The 18754-nt window shown below is 39.9% G+C and carries 18 protein-coding genes; 6 read left to right on the top strand and 12 right to left on the bottom strand.

Annotated elements, in window-relative coordinates:
• Positions 1-57: 57 nt before the first annotated feature.
• From acnA to I6F50_RS12405, 3 genes are all read right to left on the bottom strand, one after another.
• Positions 58-2802, bottom strand: coding sequence for an aconitate hydratase AcnA (gene acnA / locus I6F50_RS12415; RefSeq protein WP_197176387.1), 2745 nt, complete (start codon positions 2800-2802; stop codon positions 58-60).
• A gap of 202 nt (positions 2803-3004) precedes the next feature.
• Positions 3005-3433 (bottom strand): hypothetical protein, encoded by a 429-nt coding sequence (locus I6F50_RS12410; RefSeq protein WP_197176378.1) that lies wholly within the window; start codon positions 3431-3433, stop codon positions 3005-3007.
• A gap of 101 nt (positions 3434-3534) precedes the next feature.
• Positions 3535-3918, bottom strand: coding sequence for an RNA-binding S4 domain-containing protein (locus tag I6F50_RS12405; RefSeq protein WP_165728335.1), 384 nt, complete (start codon positions 3916-3918; stop codon positions 3535-3537).
• A 256-nt stretch (positions 3919-4174) separates the two neighbouring features.
• Here I6F50_RS12405 and I6F50_RS12400 point away from each other — a divergent pair, with 256 nt between their 5' ends.
• Entirely contained in the window at positions 4175-4462 is a 288-nt protein-coding gene (locus I6F50_RS12400; RefSeq protein WP_165739228.1) for a hypothetical protein, read from the top strand.
• A gap of 56 nt (positions 4463-4518) precedes the next feature.
• Entirely contained in the window at positions 4519-5184 is a 666-nt protein-coding gene (locus I6F50_RS12395; protein ID WP_197176376.1) for a hypothetical protein, read from the top strand.
• A 9-nt stretch (positions 5185-5193) separates the two neighbouring features.
• Here the strand turns inward: I6F50_RS12395 and I6F50_RS12390 are convergent, their stop codons facing one another.
• From I6F50_RS12390 to glnA, 5 genes are all read right to left on the bottom strand, one after another.
• Positions 5194-5652, bottom strand: coding sequence for a cyclic nucleotide-binding domain-containing protein (locus I6F50_RS12390; protein ID WP_166421825.1), 459 nt, complete (start codon positions 5650-5652; stop codon positions 5194-5196).
• Positions 5653-5681: 29 nt separating this feature from the next.
• Entirely contained in the window at positions 5682-7067 is a 1386-nt protein-coding gene (gene ntrC / locus I6F50_RS12385) for a nitrogen regulation protein NR(I) (protein WP_165728331.1), read from the bottom strand.
• 14 nt (positions 7068-7081) lie between these two features.
• Entirely contained in the window at positions 7082-8152 is a 1071-nt protein-coding gene (glnL, locus tag I6F50_RS12380; protein WP_197176374.1) for a nitrogen regulation protein NR(II), read from the bottom strand.
• Between the two features lie 82 nt (positions 8153-8234).
• Entirely contained in the window at positions 8235-8756 is a 522-nt protein-coding gene (locus I6F50_RS12375) for a DUF4124 domain-containing protein (protein ID WP_197176372.1), read from the bottom strand.
• Positions 8757-8869: 113 nt separating this feature from the next.
• A complete protein-coding gene (gene glnA / locus I6F50_RS12370) occupies positions 8870-10276 on the bottom strand; it encodes a glutamate--ammonia ligase (RefSeq protein ID WP_024594310.1) in 1407 nt (468 codons plus the stop codon).
• A gap of 507 nt (positions 10277-10783) precedes the next feature.
• On the opposite strand from glnA, the gene typA reads away from it, so the two are divergent.
• Together typA and I6F50_RS12360 are read left to right on the top strand one after the other, a co-directional pair.
• Positions 10784-12607 carry a translational GTPase TypA gene (gene typA / locus I6F50_RS12365; protein WP_024589533.1) on the top strand — a complete coding sequence of 608 codons (1824 nt, stop codon included), beginning with the start codon at positions 10784-10786 and terminating at the stop codon, positions 12605-12607.
• 247 nt (positions 12608-12854) lie between these two features.
• A complete protein-coding gene (locus I6F50_RS12360; protein WP_024613032.1) occupies positions 12855-13625 on the top strand; it encodes a hypothetical protein in 771 nt (256 codons plus the stop codon).
• Positions 13626-13946: 321 nt separating this feature from the next.
• On the opposite strand, the gene I6F50_RS12355 is transcribed toward I6F50_RS12360, so the two are convergent.
• From I6F50_RS12355 to I6F50_RS12345, 3 genes are all read right to left on the bottom strand, one after another.
• Positions 13947-14675, bottom strand: a complete 729-nt coding sequence (locus tag I6F50_RS12355; RefSeq protein ID WP_197176371.1) for a CBM9 family sugar-binding protein — start codon at positions 14673-14675, stop codon at positions 13947-13949.
• Between the two features lie 67 nt (positions 14676-14742).
• On the bottom strand, positions 14743-15822 hold the full coding sequence (locus tag I6F50_RS12350) for an MBL fold metallo-hydrolase (RefSeq protein WP_197176369.1): 1080 nt from the start codon (positions 15820-15822) through the stop codon (positions 14743-14745).
• Positions 15823-15895: 73 nt separating this feature from the next.
• Entirely contained in the window at positions 15896-16552 is a 657-nt protein-coding gene (locus I6F50_RS12345; protein ID WP_165741556.1) for a DUF2959 domain-containing protein, read from the bottom strand.
• Between the two features lie 87 nt (positions 16553-16639).
• Here I6F50_RS12345 and I6F50_RS12340 point away from each other — a divergent pair, with 87 nt between their 5' ends.
• Both I6F50_RS12340 and dtd read left to right on the top strand, forming a co-directional pair.
• Positions 16640-17545: a virulence factor BrkB family protein gene (locus tag I6F50_RS12340; RefSeq protein WP_007582159.1), complete on the top strand. Its 906-nt coding sequence runs from the start codon at positions 16640-16642 to the stop codon at positions 17543-17545.
• Positions 17546-17983, top strand: coding sequence for a D-aminoacyl-tRNA deacylase (dtd, locus tag I6F50_RS12335; protein ID WP_024589537.1), 438 nt, complete (start codon positions 17546-17548; stop codon positions 17981-17983).
• Here dtd and I6F50_RS12330 read toward each other — a convergent pair.
• Positions 17972-18685: a spermidine synthase gene (locus I6F50_RS12330; protein ID WP_007582154.1), complete on the bottom strand. Its 714-nt coding sequence runs from the start codon at positions 18683-18685 to the stop codon at positions 17972-17974. The two genes, dtd and I6F50_RS12330, sit on opposite strands and share 12 nt — an antisense overlap.
• Positions 18686-18754: the final 69 nt, after the last annotated feature.

Below are 18754 nucleotides of genomic sequence, written 5' to 3'. Positions count from 1 at the left end.
ACATAAAAAAGCCCAGCTTAGTAGCTGGGCTTTTAAATGCACTAATTACAGCGCGTATTAATCAAGCATATTACGCAGTACATATTGTAAAATACCGCCGTGTTTGTAGTAATCCCACTCTTTAGGGGTATCAATACGTACATCAGCACTCAAGGTTACTTTTTTACCTTCGGCATTGGTTGCAATAACGGTTACTTCATCGGTTTTATCGTACAAGCCATCAATATCAAATTGTTCTTGCCCTGTTAACCCGTGTGACTCGTAGCTTTCACCTTCTTTAAATTGCAGCGGTAATACACCCATGCCAATTAAGTTAGAACGGTGAATACGCTCATAGCTTTGTGCTACAACGGCTTTTACACCAAGTAATAGTGAGCCTTTAGCCGCCCAGTCACGAGATGAACCTGTACCGTACTCTTTACCCGCTAAAATAATAAGTGGAGTATTATTTTTTTGATACTCCATAGCAGCATCGTAAATGCTTGCTAAATCGTTTTCTGGTTGCGTACGTGTTACGCCGCCTTCAGTACCTGGGGCAAGTAAGTTTTTAAGGCGAACATTGGCAAACGTTCCGCGCATCATTACTTCGTGATTACCACGGCGTGAGCCATACGAGTTAAACTGCGATTTTTCTACACCTTTCTCTTGCAAGTATAAACCTGCTGGCGCTTCTGCTTTAATAGCACCCGCTGGAGAAATATGGTCAGTGGTTACTGAATCCCCAAGCTTAGCTAAACAACGTGCACCTTCAATAGTAGGGATGCCCGGTGGTTCTACTTTCATACCATCAAAAAATGGTGCTTTTTTAATGTAGGTAGAAGCATCGTTCCAATCGTAAAGTTTGCCATCCGGTATTTTAATTTGCTGCCAGCGGCTATCGCCTTCGTAAACGTTAGCGTAGCTTTTTTCAAACATTTCTTTAGTTACTGTTTCTTTAACTAGGTCACTAACTTCTTTAACACTTGGCCAAATGTTTTTAAGGTAAATATCGTTACCGTTAGCATCTTGCGCAAGGGGTTCGTTGTATACGTCAATATCTGTTCTGCCGGCAATGGCGTAAGCAACAACAAGCGGAGGAGACGCTAAAAAGTTCATTTTAACATCTTGGTGAATACGCCCTTCAAAGTTACGGTTACCCGATAAAATAGAACTAACCACTAATTTGTGCTTTTGAATGGCATCTGATATTTCAGTTGGAAGTGGGCCTGAGTTACCAATACAAGTTGTACAACCGTAGCCAACAAGGTTAAAACCTAAGCTTTCTAGGTCATCCATCAAACCTGCTTTTTCTAGGTAATCAGTAACTACTTTAGAGCCTGGCGCAAGTGATGTTTTAACCCAAGGTTTTACATTAATGCCTAACTGTTTTGCTTTTTTAGCGACTAAGCCTGCGGCTAAAATAACACTAGGGTTAGAAGTATTAGTACAGCTGGTAATTGCAGCAATTACACATGCGCCATCGTTTAGCTCAAACTCTTGGCCTTTAAATTTAACCTTAGCGGCACCCATAAACTGCGCTTCGTCTACTGGCTCATCTGGATTTGTTGCTGGGCCTTCACTTTCAATACGAGCTTGTTCTTCATCGCTTTTATCGCGACGAGCCATACGCTCATCCTGAAAGCCTTTTAAATGATCGCCAATAACTTTGCCAGCTTCGTTTAGGGCAATTCTATCTTGTGGACGTTTAGGGCCTGCAAGGCTTGGTACAACATCGTCTAATTTAAGCTCGAGTGTATCGGTATAGTTAGCTTCGTCGCCATCGTTACGCCATAGGCCTTGATGCTTAGCATAATCTTCAATCAGTTTTAGGTGGTTTTCGTCGCGGTTTGTTAAGCGAAGGTAGTTAATGGTTTCATCATCAATCGGAAAAATACCACATGTAGCACCGTACTCTGGTGCCATATTAGCAATGGTAGCTCTGTCTGCAAGTGGTAAGTCAGCAAGGCCGTCACCATAAAACTCTACAAATTTACCCACTACGCCGTGGTTACGCAGTATTTCGGTTACTGTTAACACTAAATCGGTTGCGGTCGTACCTTCAGGCAAACGGCCGCTTAGCTTCATACCTACTACTTGTGGAATGAGTAAGCTAATTGGCTGACCAAGCATGGCTGCTTCAGCTTCAATACCGCCTACACCCCAACCAAGCACACCTAAGCCATTAATCATGGTGGTGTGAGAGTCAGTCCCTACAAGCGTATCTGGGTAAGCGAATTTTTTGCCGTCGCGCTCTTCATTAAAAACAACGCGCGCTAAGTATTCTAGGTTTACTTGGTGAACAATACCGGTTGCTGGTGGCACTACTTTTAAATTATCAAAAGCGGTTTGTCCCCAACGCAAAAATTCGTAACGCTCTTTATTTCGGTCGTATTCAAGTTTTGCATTTAAATCAAATGCACCATCATTGCCGTAACCATCTACTTGTACCGAATGGTCAATAACAAGTTCAGCAGGCGATAACGGGTTTATTTTTGCAGGATCACCACCTAGTTTTTCCATTGCGTCACGCATCGCGGCTAAATCAACAATAGCGGGTACGCCGGTAAAGTCTTGCATAACTACGCGAGCGGGGGTAAAGGCAACTTCAGATGCAGGTTTTGCTTGAGGGTCCCAATTAAGGAGGGCTTGAATGTCTTGTTCTTTAATATTTGCGCCGTCTTCGTTACGAAGAAGGTTTTCAAGTAATACTTTTAAGGAGAAGGGCAATCGTTTCGCTTTGTCGCCAAGTCCTTTTAGAGAATGAATATGATATTGCTCACCATTTATTGTGAGCTGATGTTGGGTATCGAAACTATTATTCATTATTTGCCCCTTTATGAATTAGAAAAATATTTTGAAGAGTGACCTCTGTAGTGCTTGAGTTGCAAAGTGCATACCAGTGTAAAAAATCGTGTTTAGAGAACGAATTTTATACAGTTAATATAGTAGAGATGATGCTGAAAAGTTTAATTTCAAGAGATGATTTGAAAGAGGTAGGGTCAAAAGTTATTTCGACCCTTATTAATTACTGTAACCAACCTTGTTGCTTACCTTTAATACTCAAACAAAGTAAAGCGATGGCAATAATGATTACAAAAACAGGCATAAATACAGCACTTGTACCAAGTAGCTCAATACTGTTTATGACCACAAAATTATAATATTGCTGAATTAAAATAGCGCCGAGCGATAGCGCAAAAGTAGGTGTTGCCAGCGCGTTTTTAGCAAGTAAAAACAGACAACCAAAAGTGCTTCCAAATACAGCTATAGCAAATGCAATGGTTGACCAAATAGGAACGTTAGAGTAGGCAGCTTGTTGATCTAGCGGAAGTTTACCTATCATTTCTGGTGTCATCATCATGTGCATAGCAAATGCAATAACGCCAAGTAAGTTCCATACGAGTGCCGCCCATACAACGGGCTTAAACCAATTTTTAGGTGTTTTAACAGACATTTTATAACCTTGTTTTTATTATTATTAACTAGGTTATTAAAGAGTAAAAAGGCCAACTATACAAGTTGACCTTTTTATATAAAAAGAGGGTTTTTAAATGCTTAACCAAATGAAATAGGTCGACGACCTGTTTTATCATCTACTTTTGGCTTTTTAGTTCGTTTGCGCTTAGCTTTAGCTGGCTGATTTGTTGGTTGTGGTGCAGCTTGCTTTGACTCTGTTTGAGTGTGTACCGCAGGTTTTTCTGCAGGTACAGCATCTTCACTTAACGCAAGTTGAAAAAACTCACCATCGAATTCTAGTACATCGCCACTGTATAATTTTTTCCGCTTTATTGTACAAATTTCATGGTTAACACCCACATAGCCTTCAGTAATTAGGTTTTTAGCTTGGCCGCCACCTTCAACTAAGTTTAGTACTTTTAATAATTTACAAAGCTCAATCGGCTCTTCTTCTAACTCTATTTCTATATATTCTTCGTTCATATTTGCTCTCGGTGGGGTAACGCACAGGCTTTAGTATAAAGGCTTACAGCGACTTTTGCACCAAAGCAAGTAACTTTAGATAGCGGTAATACACAATTAGTTATGAAAGTTTTTAGGTATTTTATCTGTCTTTAAAAAAACTGAAGCAATTAAAAGTTAAGCTTCGTTGCAATCTTTTTTACGTATGGCTCGCTAATTGCTAAAACTCTGGCGGATTAATCAATGTGTGATGAATACATATAAAACGGAGTAGAAAATGGGCGTAAGATTAGCAATGAAAAAAGAGCTAATGGGCTTAGATAATTCAGATATGTTGACCGCAGATGATGTTAGGTCACATCTTACTAATCAAGTAAAAGAGCAAAAGGAAAATGCTGAACGTGGTTTTTCTGTGATTTCAAAATTTAACGATCACCATAGCCGCTTAGTGAGTGGCGATATGAAAAAAAAATCGGTACTTGAATTTCAACGCCATCGCTTATTTAAAGAAGTTTTATACACTCGTAAAAGTGTTGATGCGTGGTTAAATAGCCAAACAAATTAAATTGCTATAAATAGTTACCTTTAATAGACTACGATTGTAATCAAAAGAGGGTAACTATGAAAAATGGAATTTTAATATATGTGTTGGCATTACTATTAGCTGCGTGCCAACAACCTACCGTGTATGTATTTAGTGAAAACTTGCAAGATGAACAGCGCGATCAGCTCGATGCTGCGCTAAAAGCACAATCGCTCCCTTATGAATATGTACCGCTGGCAATCCCATCAGAGTTTGGTGAGGCTACATTACTCTTATCAAGTGACAAAATTTACCCAAAAGAGACTGAGCAGTTAGCTACTATTATGCAGGGGCTAGGTTACGAGCCACAAGTTAGCTATACAACGCGTTCAAATCATTTTTATGGTGATGGCAATATAGGCTTTTATCTAAAAAATGCAGTGGCGGGTACAACCTTTGTTATGCCTAAAAAGTTACGAACAACTCAATGCAGCGAAGACAAGTACAATGATTTACTCGTCACATTTACAGATAAATATGCTGACTTTACCTTACCCAGTGGCGCTGTTGTAAGATTAGGTTGGGAGTTTTTATACGGTTACGTTGTCATTTATTACAAAAATTATTCGCAAACATACAGTCACTCGCAACCACTTGTAAATACGCCTTTTGGCGCCAAACCATCCGATACTTACAGGTTTACAGCTCATGTTAATAACCCCAGCTGGCTTGATTGCTCACTACAAATTGTTTATATGGACTGAGTGATAGAGTTAACCGTGGGTTTCTATATGCTCGCTAAGTTTTGCAATACGCAGACTCATACCTTCTATAATTCGGTCTTTAATTTTTTCACGGATAACGTTAGGTAAACGAGTGAGTGCTTCAGGGGTAATGGCAAGGACTATACTGTCGGTTTTAGCGCGTGCGCTAGTGCTACGCTCTCGGTTATTTATAAAAGCGCCTTCACCTATAAATTCACCAGGTACTATCGTTCCAAGTTCTAGCAAATGATTATGTTTAAATACTAACAACGCACCGCTAAGTACAATATATAAGCGCTTGTCGTTATCGTATTGCTTAAATAAAAACTGATGCTGGCTTACTAAATATAACAGGCCGAACGACTCCAATAAGACTTGGCGCTCGCTGAGCGTAAATTCTTTAAAAAAGTGCAGCCTGTTTATAATTTCCATTTGTTTGAATAATGGAATATGTTCGATTAGCTTCATCAATAACCAAATGTGTTAAAAACGTTTAATTAGCTAATATTGCGCTCTTTTAATTTTCGGGTCAACGTGTTGCGTCCCCAACCAATTTTTATAGCGGCATCTTGCTTATGGCCAGAGCAATTAGCGAGAGCTGTTTTTATTAAGCGGGTTTCTAGCTGAGCTTGAATGTCAGGCCAAATATTTTCTTTACCTTGTTTAAGTTCTTGATTAAGCCATTGCTGAAACGCATCTAACCAATCACCTTCTTCTTGAGCTGGTGTGGCATCAAGAATTTCAGGCGGTAAGTCTTGCTCGCTCACAAGCTCACCCGGTGCCATAACTGTCAGCCAGCGACATGTGTTTTCTAATTGGCGCACATTGCCTGGCCAATTAAATAAACGTAACTGCTCAGTTGCTTTAGGGCTCAGTACTTTGCTTTCTACCTGCAGCTCTTTAGCGCTTTTATGTAAAAAGTGTTGCGACAAGCTTTCTATATCTTCAGTACGTTCTCGAAGAGCAGGTAAACGTAGGCGCACAACATTAAGACGATGAAATAAATCATCCCTAAATTTGCCCTGCTTAACTAAATCTTCAAGGTTTTGATGCGTAGCCGCAATAATACGTACGTCTACTTTTATACTTTGATGACCACCAACGCGATAAAATTCACCATCGGCGAGTACGCGCAATAAACGTGTTTGCACATCAAGTGGCATATCACCAATTTCATCTAAAAACAGTGTGCCACCATTGGCTTGCTCAAAACGGCCTTTACGTACGCTGTCAGCACCGGTAAATGCGCCTTTTTCGTGGCCAAATAACTCTGACTCAACAAGCTCTTTTGGAATGGCTGCCATGTTAAGTGCAATAAATTGATTTTCTTTACGTGGGCTATGATTGTGCAGCGCACTGGCGACAAGTTCTTTACCTGTTCCAGATTCGCCATTTATTAATACGCTCATGCTAGAGGCCGATAGCTTACCTATCGCTCTAAATACTTCTTGCATGGCGGGTGCTTCACCAATTATATGCGCACTTTTTGGTGGAGCTTGCTTACGCTTAGTTTTTTTAGTGGAATTTGCTCTGCATGCGCTTTCGACTAGTGCTACCGCTTCGTTTAAATCAAACGGCTTAGCTAGGTATTCAAAAGCACCTTTTTGAAATGCATTAACGGCAGAGTCTAAATCTGAATGCGCGGTCATTATAATAACGGGCAATCCAGGGTTTTGCTCTGCAATAAGTTCAAGCAACGCCATACCATCCATACCTGGCATTCGTACGTCCGAAACTAAAACAGTAGGTTGGCTAAACTTCAATGCGCTTAATACATCTTGCGCGTTAGAAAAGCTTTCTGCGTTAAACCCTGCACGGGTTAGTGCTTTTTCGAGTACAAATCGAATAGAAGCATCATCATCTACAAGCCAAACTGTTTTCATGCAAACTCCAAACATTAATCTGCAAAGGGCAGATAGATATTAAATTCAGTATGTCCAGGCCAGCTATCACATTCTATATAGCCATCATGTTGATCAATCAGTGTTTGCGCTATTGAAAGGCCCAACCCAGAGCCACCTTCTTTATTGGTGATCATAGGGTAGAACAGTGTTTCGCGTACACTGGGATCAATACCTGGTCCGTTATCAGATATTTGGATCAACAAGGCTTTTTTAGGTGCTTTACCCGGGCGACGATGCTGATGATTTATGCGGGTTTTTATTGTTATTTCACCGCCATCTATAAGCGCCTGTTGGGCATTTCGAACAATGTTTAATACCACTTGCTGAATTTTGCCTTGATCAATGTATACATCAGGAATACTCGGGTCGTAATCTTTAACTAAGCTAATGTTAGAACAATTATCTAACGTACTTAGCCTTGCAACTGATTCAAGTGATTGATGTATATTGCCATACGATTTTTGAGGAAGTTGATTGGGCCCCAAAAGCCTATCTACTAGCTCGCGTAATCGGTCGGCTTGCTCAATGATGAGCTCAGCACATTGATCTCTTTCTTGTTGATCAACCTCATACTGCAATAACTGCGCCGCTCCGCGAATTCCACCTAAAGGATTTTTAATTTCGTGAGCTAACCCTCTAATTAGGTTTCGGGCAGCTTGATATTGATGCATTTGATTAGACGCTTGGTCGTGCTTAATTTCGTCATCGGTTTGGCGCCACTCAAATAAAATATAAAGCGAGCCATTAAACTTAATTTGTCGTGTACTTACGGCTACTTTTGCATGGCGAGAATCGCTAAAAACCACGTCAGCTCTATGCTGCTGGCAATCTACGCCTTCAACTAGTGAGTATTGTTCTATACGCTGTAAATCGATTGAATGGTAGTTAAAAAGGCTATCAAACGGTTGATCTAATAGGCGCTTATTACCAAGGCCAAGCAGCTCGCTGGTACTGGTATTGGCATATACAACGGTGAAGTTTTTATCAAGTAACATGATAGCGGTTGTTTGATTTTGCCAAATGGCATCGAGTAGCTCAGGGCTAAAGTTTTTATTATTAATCATAGCTGCACCATTTTAGTGCGTGGATGTTTGCAAGCAAGTTATATGGTTAAATACACTGCTGCACGTTTAGTAATGACCCAATTTAGTTACCTAGGTTTAGCCCTTTTCGGTGCATAAAAAATATGCAGGGTTCGCTTGTAGCAATAACTTGGTTTTTACTATTAAAAAGCTTTAATTGTAGTGTGTGCTGACCACGTTCTACATCTCTAATTGCAAAGGTTGAGCTGTCACTGGCTGGGCCGTGTGCTTTACCATCAATAAAAAGTTGTATAGTAAAACCAGTTTCAAAGCGTGGTTTTATTCGGCTAGTTACATAAACAGTGCCGGTATTTTCACGAATAGTCTGGTTATGATCAGGTGAGGAAATAGCAATACTAAAGGCCGCTTGTTGAGGCTGAGGTTGCTCGTCAAAAATGTCAGTATTTGTTGCAGGCATATTAAGATCTTGGCTGGTGAGCTTTACCTCTTGGGCCCCTTTATGAGGGGTGTCTGAGAACACTAATACGCCATTTTTATCTTTCCAAGCGTATATTTTTGTTTCACCGGAATAACCATAATTACTTAATCCTAAAGTAATTAATAGTAATAAAATCTTGTTATTCACTCTGCAGCCCTGCATTTTTATCGGTAACTTAACTTTAGTGGAGATTGACTAATTTTACCATTAAAAAAGCCCGCAAAGCGGGCTTGAGAACACACATATTTTTTACAGCTTAATTAACAGCTGTAGTACATTTCAAACTCAACTGGGTGAGTTGTCATGTTAAGCTTTTCAACTTCTTGAGACTTAAGTGAGATGTAAGCATCGATTAAGTCATCAGTGAAAACGCCACCTTGAGTTAAGAATTCACGGTCTGCGCTAAGTGCAGATAGTGCTTCGTCAAGTGATGCTGCAACAGTTGGAATTTCTGCTGCTTCTTCAGCTGGTAAGTCGTATAAATCTTTATCCATAGCATCGCCAGGATGGATCTTGTTTTTGATACCATCAAGGCCAGCCATAAGCATTGCTGAGAAAGCAAGGTATGGGTTAGCAGTTGGATCCGGGAAGCGTACTTCAATACGACGACCTTTTTCAGATGGAACCACTGGGATACGGATTGATGCAGAACGGTTACGTGCAGAGTATGCAAGCATAACTGGTGCTTCAAAACCTGGTACTAAACGTTTGTACGAGTTAGTAGAGGCATTTGCGAAAGCGTTAATTGCTTTAGCATGCTTGATGATGCCGCCAATGTAGTAAAGTGCATCTTCAGAAAGACCGCCGTACTTATCGCCAGCAAAAAGGTTAACACCGTCTTTAGCTAAAGACTGGTGACAATGCATACCAGAACCGTTATCACCAACAACTGGCTTAGGCATAAACGTTGCTGTTTTACCGTATAAGTGAGCCATGTTATGGATAACATATTTCATTTCTTGAATTTCATCCGCTTTTAATACCATTGTATTAAAGCGAGTAGCGATTTCGTTTTGACCTGCTGTTGCTACTTCGTGGTGATGTGCTTCTACTACTTGGCCCATTTCTTCTAGAACTAGACACGTAGCTGAACGCCAATCTTGGAAGTCATCAACTGGAGCAACTGGGAAGTAACCGCCTTTAACACCTGGACGGTGACCAGTGTTGCCATCTGCATATTCTTTATCTGAGTTCCAAGCAGCTTGCTTAGAATCAATTTTGTACATAGAACCAGACATATCTGATTTGTATTTAACATCGTCAAATACGAAAAATTCTGGCTCAGGGCCAAATAAAACAGTGTCTGCAATGCCTGTAGAACGCATGTAATCTTCAGCACGCTTAGCAACAGAACGCGGGTCGCGCTCATAGCCTTGTAGTGTAGAAGGCTCTACTACGTCACAACGTAAAATTAATGTCGCTTCTTCAGTGAAAGGGTCTAGTTTGATTGACTCAGGAACTGGCATTAATACCATGTCTGATTCGTTTATGCCTTTCCAGCCTGCAATTGAAGAACCGTCGAACATTTTACCGTCTTCGAAAAAATCTTCATCAACTTGGTGATGAGGAATCGATACATGTTGCTCTTTACCCTTAGTGTCAGTAAAGCGTAAATCAATGAACTTGACGTCATTTTCTTTAATAAAATCTAAAACCGATTGTGACATGTGTCCTCCAACTATTGGGTTTTGTTATTGCTGCATAATTGCTTTGGTATTTACTAAGCTGATTTTGTGCCATTATTGTAACTGGCTGTTTATAAATTAAAAAAATATCATTGCATCAAAATGGAATATACAAACGCACCATGTTGGTGCGTAAGTATTCCATTTTAGTGCAAAATTTACAGAGCGTAATTTGTTGTTAATTTAATCAGCTGAAATTAGCATAACCTAAATGCAAAAGAGTAACAAAAAGATCGGAAAAATAGCCAAAAAGACTGTTTTTCAAAAAAATATTGAAATTTAATTCATATAATTGTCATATATAAAACAGATACTTAGTAAAAGTATTGAGAAAGTTTTAAAATATGTATTGGATAAACTTTCATCCATGTCATTAATGAGGGATAATATGCGCCCTTTTAAATCCTATGCTGGGACATCTCGCGAAAGCGTGGATGAGTGCGTAGATCTTGCAGGATCATTGAGAATTTAATTTCTCTGAGTAAATATATGAGCATCGAAAAGTTAAGAAATATAGCGATTATCGCGCACGTTGACCACGGTAAAACAACTCTGGTTGACAAACTACTTGAGCAATCAGGTACATTAGAAACACGCGGCGGTAACGAAGAGCGCGTGATGGACTCAAACGACATTGAGAAAGAACGTGGTATTACCATTTTGGCTAAAAACACAGCCATCTCTTGGAACGACTACCATATCAATATCGTAGATACTCCGGGACACGCCGATTTCGGTGGTGAAGTTGAACGCGTACTTTCGATGGCTGACTCAGTATTATTACTTGTTGATGCTCAAGAAGGTCCAATGCCACAAACGCGTTTCGTTACGCAAAAGGCATTCGCGCAAGGCTTAAAGCCAATCGTAGTTATCAATAAAATTGATAAGCCAGGTTCACGTCCTGATTGGGTTATGGATCAAATCTTTGATTTATTCGACAACCTTGGCGCAACTGACGAACAGTTAGATTTTAAAGTAATCTACGCTTCAGCTATCAACGGCTGGGCAACACTAGATTTAGACGAGCCATCAGACAACATGGAACCTATGTTCAAGATGATCGTTGACGAAGTATCACCACCGGATGCAGATCCTGAAGGTGACTTCCAAATGCAAATTTCTCAACTAGATTACAACTCTTATGTTGGTGTAGTTGGTATTGGTCGTATTAAACGTGGTTCTGTTGCTCCTAACCAACAAGTTACTATTATCAGTGCTGATGGCACTACACGTAATGGTAAAATTGGCGCAGTACAAAGCTACCTAGGTCTTGAACGTATCGAAACTGATAGAGCTTACGCTGGTAACATCGTAACTGTAACAGGTATTGGTGAGCTTAAGATTTCTGATACAGTTTGTTTCCCAGGAAACGTTGAAGCATTACCACCTCTAAGTGTTGATGAGCCAACTGTAACAATGACATTCTCTGTAAATAACTCACCTTTCTGTGGTAAAGAAGGTAAGTTTGTAACGTCACGTAATATCCGTGAGCGTTTAGACAAAGAATTAGTACACAACGTAGCACTTCGCGTTGAAGATACTGGTAGCCCAGATAGCTTCCGTGTTTCTGGTCGTGGTGAATTACACCTAGGTATCTTAATCGAGAACATGCGTCGTGAAGGTTACGAGCTTTCAGTTTCTCGTCCAGAAGTTATCTTACGTACTGTAGATGGCGTTCTAGAAGAACCGTTTGAAACAGTAACTATTGACTGTCAAGACGAGCATCAGGGTTCTGTTATGGAACAAGTTGGCCTACGTAAAGGTGAACTTACTAACATGACTCCAGATGGCAAAGGCCGTATGCGTTTAGATTTCATGATCCCTAGCCGTGGTTTAATTGGTTTCCAAACTGATTTCATGACGCTTACTTCGGGTTCTGGTCTTATGTACCATACGTTCGATCATTACGGTCCTCACAAAGGTGGCGACATCGGTGTTCGTAAGAACGGCGTAATGATTGCAAACGCAACGGGTAAAGCACTTACTAACGCATTATTCAACTTACAAGAACGCGGCCGTTTATTCATCGGTCACGGTGTTGAAGTATACGAAGGTATGGTTATCGGTATTCATAACCGTGATAACGACCTTACAGTTAACGCCCTTAAAGGCAAGCAGTTAACTAACGTACGTGCATCTGGTACTGATGAAGCGCAAACGCTTTCTCCACACCTTAACTACTCACTTGAGCAAGCGCTTGAGTTCATCGATGATGACGAGCTAGTTGAAGTAACTCCACTAAACATTCGTATCCGTAAGCGTTACCTTACAGAAAACGAACGTAAACGTGCAGGTCGTGGACCTAAAGCATAATCTATTAATTTAGAATTGTGATTTTAAAAGCCGCTGTATTGCAAAATACAGCGGCTTTTTTGTGTTTGGTGAGTCTCCAAATACCAAAGTTAAGAGTTCCACTACTGGCGAGCAATCTCTAAGGCTATAGCATTGGTAAATTTATAATAGTAAAATTAATTTTTAGATATAGATGATAATATTGCTAGTAAAAGTAGGATACTTCAAAGCTAGAAAACTATATTCAGTTTGCTATGGGAGAGAGCGAATGGAAACGATTGAGGAAAAAGTTACTCGATTCAGAACATATAATAGGACCATGATTGCAGCTGCTTTTTCAAAACCAAATCGCCGGCATCAAGGTATTCCAGCTAAGCTATTATTATGCTCAGTCTTTGATTCTCTCTCGATTGCTGCTTTTCCAAATGAAAATAAAGTAGGTCATCGATATCGAAAAACAATATCAGAGCACTCTGGTTGGGAGCATAATAATAGAGTTAGCTTATTACAGCTCTGTAGTGTGTTAGAAAGTCACCCTCAATTACCAAGTTCATTTTTAACCCTTAATTCTTGGGCTAAATTAGAGAAAAAGAAAAGATTTTCTAATTCAAATAGCCTGCTATCAATTAGCAAAGGGTTAGAGTTAGATCCAACTTTTGAGGAACTTTTAGATAAATGGCCGAAACAAAAAAATAAGCCCCCAGAAACACTCGATAGATTATCACCAGAGAGTTTCACTCATAAGAATTTGCTCTACATGTATCGGAATAAACTTGCACACGAGTTTAGATTACTAGGCAATGGTGCTGAATCGCCTTTCAGAGTTGAATTTAAACCTTATTATCAAGAAGTATTAACTGTAACCGATTTGAGCTCTATGGGTGGATTAGTATCCACAAAGACATGGAGACTAGTCTACCCAATTGGCTTTTTTGTGAAAATGGCTAAGAATAGTCTCGAAAGCATATGCGTAGAGTACAACTCTAAAGGCATTAGCCCTTTCCTTAATTATAAAGAGAGCGATTTATGGTTAGAGTGATAGTTGCTTCAATATTCGAACCTTGTTTTCCGTTTAAGGTTATCAACTTCTTATTCAATAGGAATATATGAATATCTCTAAAAGCGTAGTGCCTCTTAACCTCTTTGTAAATCATTTACTTAAAGATCTTTTGTACAAGGAGAAGGAAATGAGAGGTAAAATAGGTGAGCTTAAAACCAGCATTATTGTATGTTTGTGTTGGTTTAAGGATGTTTAAAACAATCGATAATGCAAAGCTCCTGTGTTTGTTGGTAGGATATTTTTTCGTTGGGTTTCGCTGCGCTCAACCCAACCTACTTAATTTTTTATTGGTGGGGTGGCTTACTTTTTAGGGAGTAGGGTGATTTTGCCAAATACGTCTGCGTCTATAAATCCACGGTTTCTGTCACCATTTACTGGCTGTACTTTGTGTGAACCCATAAAGTGTTCGCGCACTTTGCTGCCATCGTTATCGCAATACGCTAACATAAAGCCAATGACTTGTTTTTCGCTCAGTGTAATTGGTGTATTTACAGCGCCTTCTTTGTAGTCGTTAGGGTAGAGCTTTATGGCTACTTCCCACGTGATGTTAAAAGGTGCAGTGGTGTTGCGCTTCCAGTTACTGACTAAGTGGTCGGTATACAAATGGGCTTTTTTATCAGGGCCGTAATCGGCGGCTTGGTTATCAAGGCCAATGTGATACGCCAAAGCAGTGTGATTAAATTGGTGGTTTCCGCCCGATGCATCGCTATCTATAAATACCTCAAGCGCATCGTCATCCCAATATTTATAGGTTGGATCGGCGTGTGTATCAATTAAAACATCATCCACAATATCGGCTTGTAGGTATAAATAGTTTTGATCCCACAGTAAACGATAACGCCCTTTAAAGTCAGCATCGTTTGATGGCAATGTGCCATCCATTAAATAAGGCATATCGTGCCAAGCGGCTTTATCCCACGCACTTTCTGATACGCCATCAATAGTAATTGGAGTTGATGTATGTTCAACATCAATAGCCATTGCAGGAGCGCTTAATAAAAAGCTTAAGGCGAGTGCTAATTTTTTCATTAATCTCTCAATTTTATTGTGTATTTATATTGGTGTAACACACATCCTAAAACAGTTGAGTAATTAGTTACAGTGAAATCCTTTCGCCTTCGTTTAAAATATACAGCGGTGTTTTAGCATCCATTTTTTTAACCATGTGTAATAAGCGCAGTAAGGCCGAGTGGCTAGTATGGTCGCCCATTTTCCAACTTGAGTTACCGTATCCCCACGGTATCATTACTTTGCAGTTAAGATCATTCGCGGCGTTTAGTGCGTCCTCTGGTGTGGTGTGAACGTAACGATAAAATTTACCACTTTCTTTACTGTAGTAAGAAGCGATTGGGATTAAGCACACATCTATATCGCCATATTTTTGCTGTATGTCTTTAAAGTGTTTTGAGTAGCCTGTATCGCCTGCAAAAAATAAGGTACTGCCGTTTTGTTCAAGCAGCCAGCCATTCCATAAGTCTTTATTATTATCTTCGTAAATAAAGGGCACTAATACGCGAGCGCTAAAATGATGAGCTGGCACGGCGTTAATAACTAAGTCGTCAATGTTGGTTGTTGAGTACCACGGCATTTCGGTAATGTTAAAACTGCCAGTAGGGAAGTTGTCGGCCATCCCGAGTGGTGTTAAATAACGAGGTTTATTGCCAATGCTTTGTATGTCGGCTTTATTAAAATGATCGTAATGAATATGCGAATACATTACCGCATCAATATTTTCCAGTTCTTGCTCACTAGGCCAAGCGCCTGCTTTACGATAAATACCACCGCCGAGTTTAAAGCCAAGTGCGACTGGAGAATCAAACTGATTTTTTACCGGATCAAACAGCACATTTTGACCATTTGGGGTGTTAATTACAAAACTAGCGTGGCCAAGCCAGCGTACGGTATAGCCGGTACTAAGTTGTGGTTTAGTTTGCTGGCCTTGGTACTGGCAGTTTTCGCTGCCGGTTTTGCATAGTAAGTCTGGGTGGGCTGGGTAGCAGTTTTTAGTACAGGTAGTGGGATATGTTTTTTCATCTGCGTATAAATTTTTATAACGACCGTTCTTATCATTAATAACAACAACTGAGTCAGAGCTGGTAATACGATTAATATTATTAGGTGCACCGCAGGCAGTTAGTATACATAAGAGTATTGTTGCGGTTAAAAAGCGTTTCATTGTAAATCCCTTTTAGCATGCCTTTAACATAAAAAAGCCTGCAATTAAGCAGGCTTGTTAAAGTAACAAATAATTAGCCAGCGCTATTCATTTGTTCAATAAATTTGTTTGAATCGGCAATCGATTTGTTCATGTCGTTCATCAACAATTGAATATCGCGCTTAAGGTTAGTGAATTCACCTTTAATAGCCGATACCGCTTGTGCATTTAAGTTATGCTTTAGGTATAAAACGTTATCATGAAGCGAGGTTAATACTGGCTCCATTTTACTCTCTGCGCTGCGCATTGAGCGTAATAGCTGATCAAATTGACGCTTAGTAGCGGCTAGCTTTTTGCTACTTTCACGCTTAAGTGATGCACTTTTATATTGCTCTAGCTCATCGGCCCATTCATCAAAAAGCGCCTCTGCTACGTCTTCTACTTTATTGATGTTAGTTGACACTTCGTTAGCGGCTTTTAAGCTCGACTCGTAGTCATCGTTTAATTGATTGTAGGTGTCTTGTAGTTCGCCACCATTAAAATCAATAAGTGTAGTTAAACGTTCAAGAGCCGATTTAAATTCTTCTTGCGACTCCTGCTGTGAATCTTTTGTTTCTTCTACGCGGTCAATAAGAATATCGCGTTTGTGAACACCCACTTTTTCCATCGCAGAATAATAAGCTGATTGGCAGCCAGTTAAAGTAAGTGTTACTACAAGCATTGAAACACTGAGTAATGTTTGTTTTTTCATTTGAATTCCTGTTTACGAGCGTTAGTGCTGTAAATTATGGCGCTGATTGTTATTATAATCAAAACTATATAAGCACAAGTCAATTGTATGAATGATAAGCTCTCACATTACAAACAGCAAGTTAAGTCCTTTATACGCCAGCAACCTGGTTGGTGGATGCAGTATTTTAATCGTTGTATAGACGATCAAATAACGGTTAATGCAGGTTACCTTGCTTACGTGACACTTCTTTCTTTAGTGCCATTAATTGCGGTGGGTGTTGCTATATTTTCAGCCTTTCCGGGCTTTGAATCTACTCGCATGGAAATTGAGAGCTTTTTGTTTACCAACTTTGTCCCTACCTCTACCGATGTTATTAGAGAGCATATTAGCTCCTTTGCGGGCAATGCCAACCAAATGACGGCGGTAGGTATTGGCTTTCTAGCTGCAATAGCCTTGCTGTTAATACGTAATGTAGATGCCACATTGAACCGAATTTGGCGCATAAAGAAAAAGCGCCCAATGATGATCTCATTTGCTGTGTACTGGATGGTTTTGAGCTTAGGGCCTATGTTGCTCGGTGCCAGTATTGGTGTTACCTCTTATATTGTATCTTTGGTGTCGTTTGCTGATCAGGGAATTCCGGGGTTTAGCGGGTTTTTGTTAAAGCTATTGCCGTATGGAATTTCGATGGTGGGCTTTATTATGCTCTACACCTTAGTGCCTAATACACGGGTGTCGTTTAGAGCGGCAATACCTGGCGCTTTTTTTGCGGCACTTTTATTTGAGCTGACCAAAAAAGGGTTTGCACTTTATATTAGTCATTTTCCGTCGTACGAAGTTATTTATGGCGCAGTAGCAACCATTCCTATTTTATTTGTATGGGTGTATTTGTCGTGGGTCGTTGTTTTGCTTGGCGCTGAATTTACTGCGTGCATTAGCCCAAATGATATTCCAGAAACACCAGAGCTTGAACTAGAAGATGATGAACCAGCAGTAAAGGACACAGTTTAAATGCAAGGTTTAATACAACGTGTAAAGCATGCCAAAGTAGAAATTAACAACCAAGTGGTAGGCGAAATTAGCCAAGGTATATTGTTGTTGCTGGGCGTTGAAAAACACGACGACAAACAAACGGCCGATAAGCTTTTACACAAGGTAAGTAATTATCGTATTTTTACTGACGAAAACGACAAAATGAACCTAAGCCTTAAAGATATTAAAGGTGAGTTACTTGTTGTTTCGCAATTTACGCTAGCGGCTGATACTAAAAAGGGTATGCGCCCTAGTTTTTCATCTGCGGCAACGCCAAGCCAAGCTAACGAGCTTTACGAATACTTTGTAGCTCAAGCTAAAGAGTTGGGGCTTACAATAGCCACAGGTGAGTTTGGTGCTGATATGCAAGTAAGCTTGTGTAACGATGGGCCCGTTACGTTTAACTTATCTGTTTAAGTTTTTGGTTACCACGACAATATGATTTACATAGCCCGTAATTTTTTGCGGGCTAACATTACAACCAAATACATCGAGTAATAGCTGCTGAAGTTGCTTTAATTGCGACTCATGCTGCGATAAAAAGTTAATAAATAGCACGCCGTTGTTATTTAAAGCCGAGTAGATTTTTTTATAAAATGCCTCTTCAAATAAAAATCGAGGCGCGTCTATTTGGCTAAATAAATCTAGAATAATCCAATCAATATTTTGCACACTTTCTAAAATCTGTTGCGCATCGGCGCACAGCAGTTGCTCATTCTTATTTGACGAAAAAAACTGGGTATAGCAATCAATAATATCGGCGTTTTTTTCAACCGATGTTATTTGTGCTTTAGGGTATTTGTGTTGTAAATAATTACGAATTGCACCGCCGCCAAGGCCGAGTTCTAACACTTTTTGTGGCGGCTTAAGAGCTTGCCAGTGCTTATCTAGGTACAATAAGTGTGGAAAAAGTAATAAATCCGGGTTATTTAAATCAATAACAGATTGAAGAGTGTCGTTAATAAGTAACCAGCGTAACTGCTCGTGCTCACGTACTTGAATGTGATCGCCACTGCATTTATGCCAATAGATTAACTGACCAATGCTGTGGCTATTTTCAATAAATTGATCGCTCAGCAAACCCGTCAGTGAATTTATATAATTGATTTTTTCAGTCATGTCCTCAGCATAAACTAGCAACGTTAAAGCGCAATGGCCTTTGTCATTATTTTTTTACGTTATTTTACA

The organism is Pseudoalteromonas sp. NZS127_1 (assembly GCF_015864295.1).
In the GTDB taxonomy this organism is placed as follows: Bacteria; Pseudomonadota; Gammaproteobacteria; order Enterobacterales; family Alteromonadaceae; genus Pseudoalteromonas; species Pseudoalteromonas arctica.
This window is presented reverse-complemented; position numbering and strand designations above follow the sequence as displayed.

Coding starts and splice junctions, on each gene's coding strand:
- acnA (WP_197176387.1), bottom strand. CDS start 2,802: ATGAATAATAGTTTCGATACCCAACATCAGCTCACAATAAATGGTGAG.
- I6F50_RS12410 (WP_197176378.1), bottom strand. CDS start 3,433: ATGTCTGTTAAAACACCTAAAAATTGGTTTAAGCCCGTTGTATGGGCG.
- I6F50_RS12405 (WP_165728335.1), bottom strand. CDS start 3,918: ATGAACGAAGAATATATAGAAATAGAGTTAGAAGAAGAGCCGATTGAG.
- I6F50_RS12400 (WP_165739228.1), top strand. CDS start 4,175: ATGGGCGTAAGATTAGCAATGAAAAAAGAGCTAATGGGCTTAGATAAT.
- I6F50_RS12395 (WP_197176376.1), top strand. CDS start 4,519: ATGAAAAATGGAATTTTAATATATGTGTTGGCATTACTATTAGCTGCG.
- I6F50_RS12390 (WP_166421825.1), bottom strand. CDS start 5,652: ATGAAGCTAATCGAACATATTCCATTATTCAAACAAATGGAAATTATA.
- ntrC (WP_165728331.1), bottom strand. CDS start 7,067: ATGAAAACAGTTTGGCTTGTAGATGATGATGCTTCTATTCGATTTGTA.
- glnL (WP_197176374.1), bottom strand. CDS start 8,152: ATGATTAATAATAAAAACTTTAGCCCTGAGCTACTCGATGCCATTTGG.
- glnA (WP_024594310.1), bottom strand. CDS start 10,276: ATGTCACAATCGGTTTTAGATTTTATTAAAGAAAATGACGTCAAGTTC.
- typA (WP_024589533.1), top strand. CDS start 10,784: ATGAGCATCGAAAAGTTAAGAAATATAGCGATTATCGCGCACGTTGAC.
- I6F50_RS12360 (WP_024613032.1), top strand. CDS start 12,855: ATGGAAACGATTGAGGAAAAAGTTACTCGATTCAGAACATATAATAGG.
- I6F50_RS12355 (WP_197176371.1), bottom strand. CDS start 14,675: ATGAAAAAATTAGCACTCGCCTTAAGCTTTTTATTAAGCGCTCCTGCA.
- I6F50_RS12350 (WP_197176369.1), bottom strand. CDS start 15,822: ATGAAACGCTTTTTAACCGCAACAATACTCTTATGTATACTAACTGCC.
- I6F50_RS12345 (WP_165741556.1), bottom strand. CDS start 16,552: ATGAAAAAACAAACATTACTCAGTGTTTCAATGCTTGTAGTAACACTT.
- I6F50_RS12340 (WP_007582159.1), top strand. CDS start 16,640: ATGAATGATAAGCTCTCACATTACAAACAGCAAGTTAAGTCCTTTATA.
- dtd (WP_024589537.1), top strand. CDS start 17,546: ATGCAAGGTTTAATACAACGTGTAAAGCATGCCAAAGTAGAAATTAAC.
- I6F50_RS12330 (WP_007582154.1), bottom strand. CDS start 18,685: ATGACTGAAAAAATCAATTATATAAATTCACTGACGGGTTTGCTGAGC.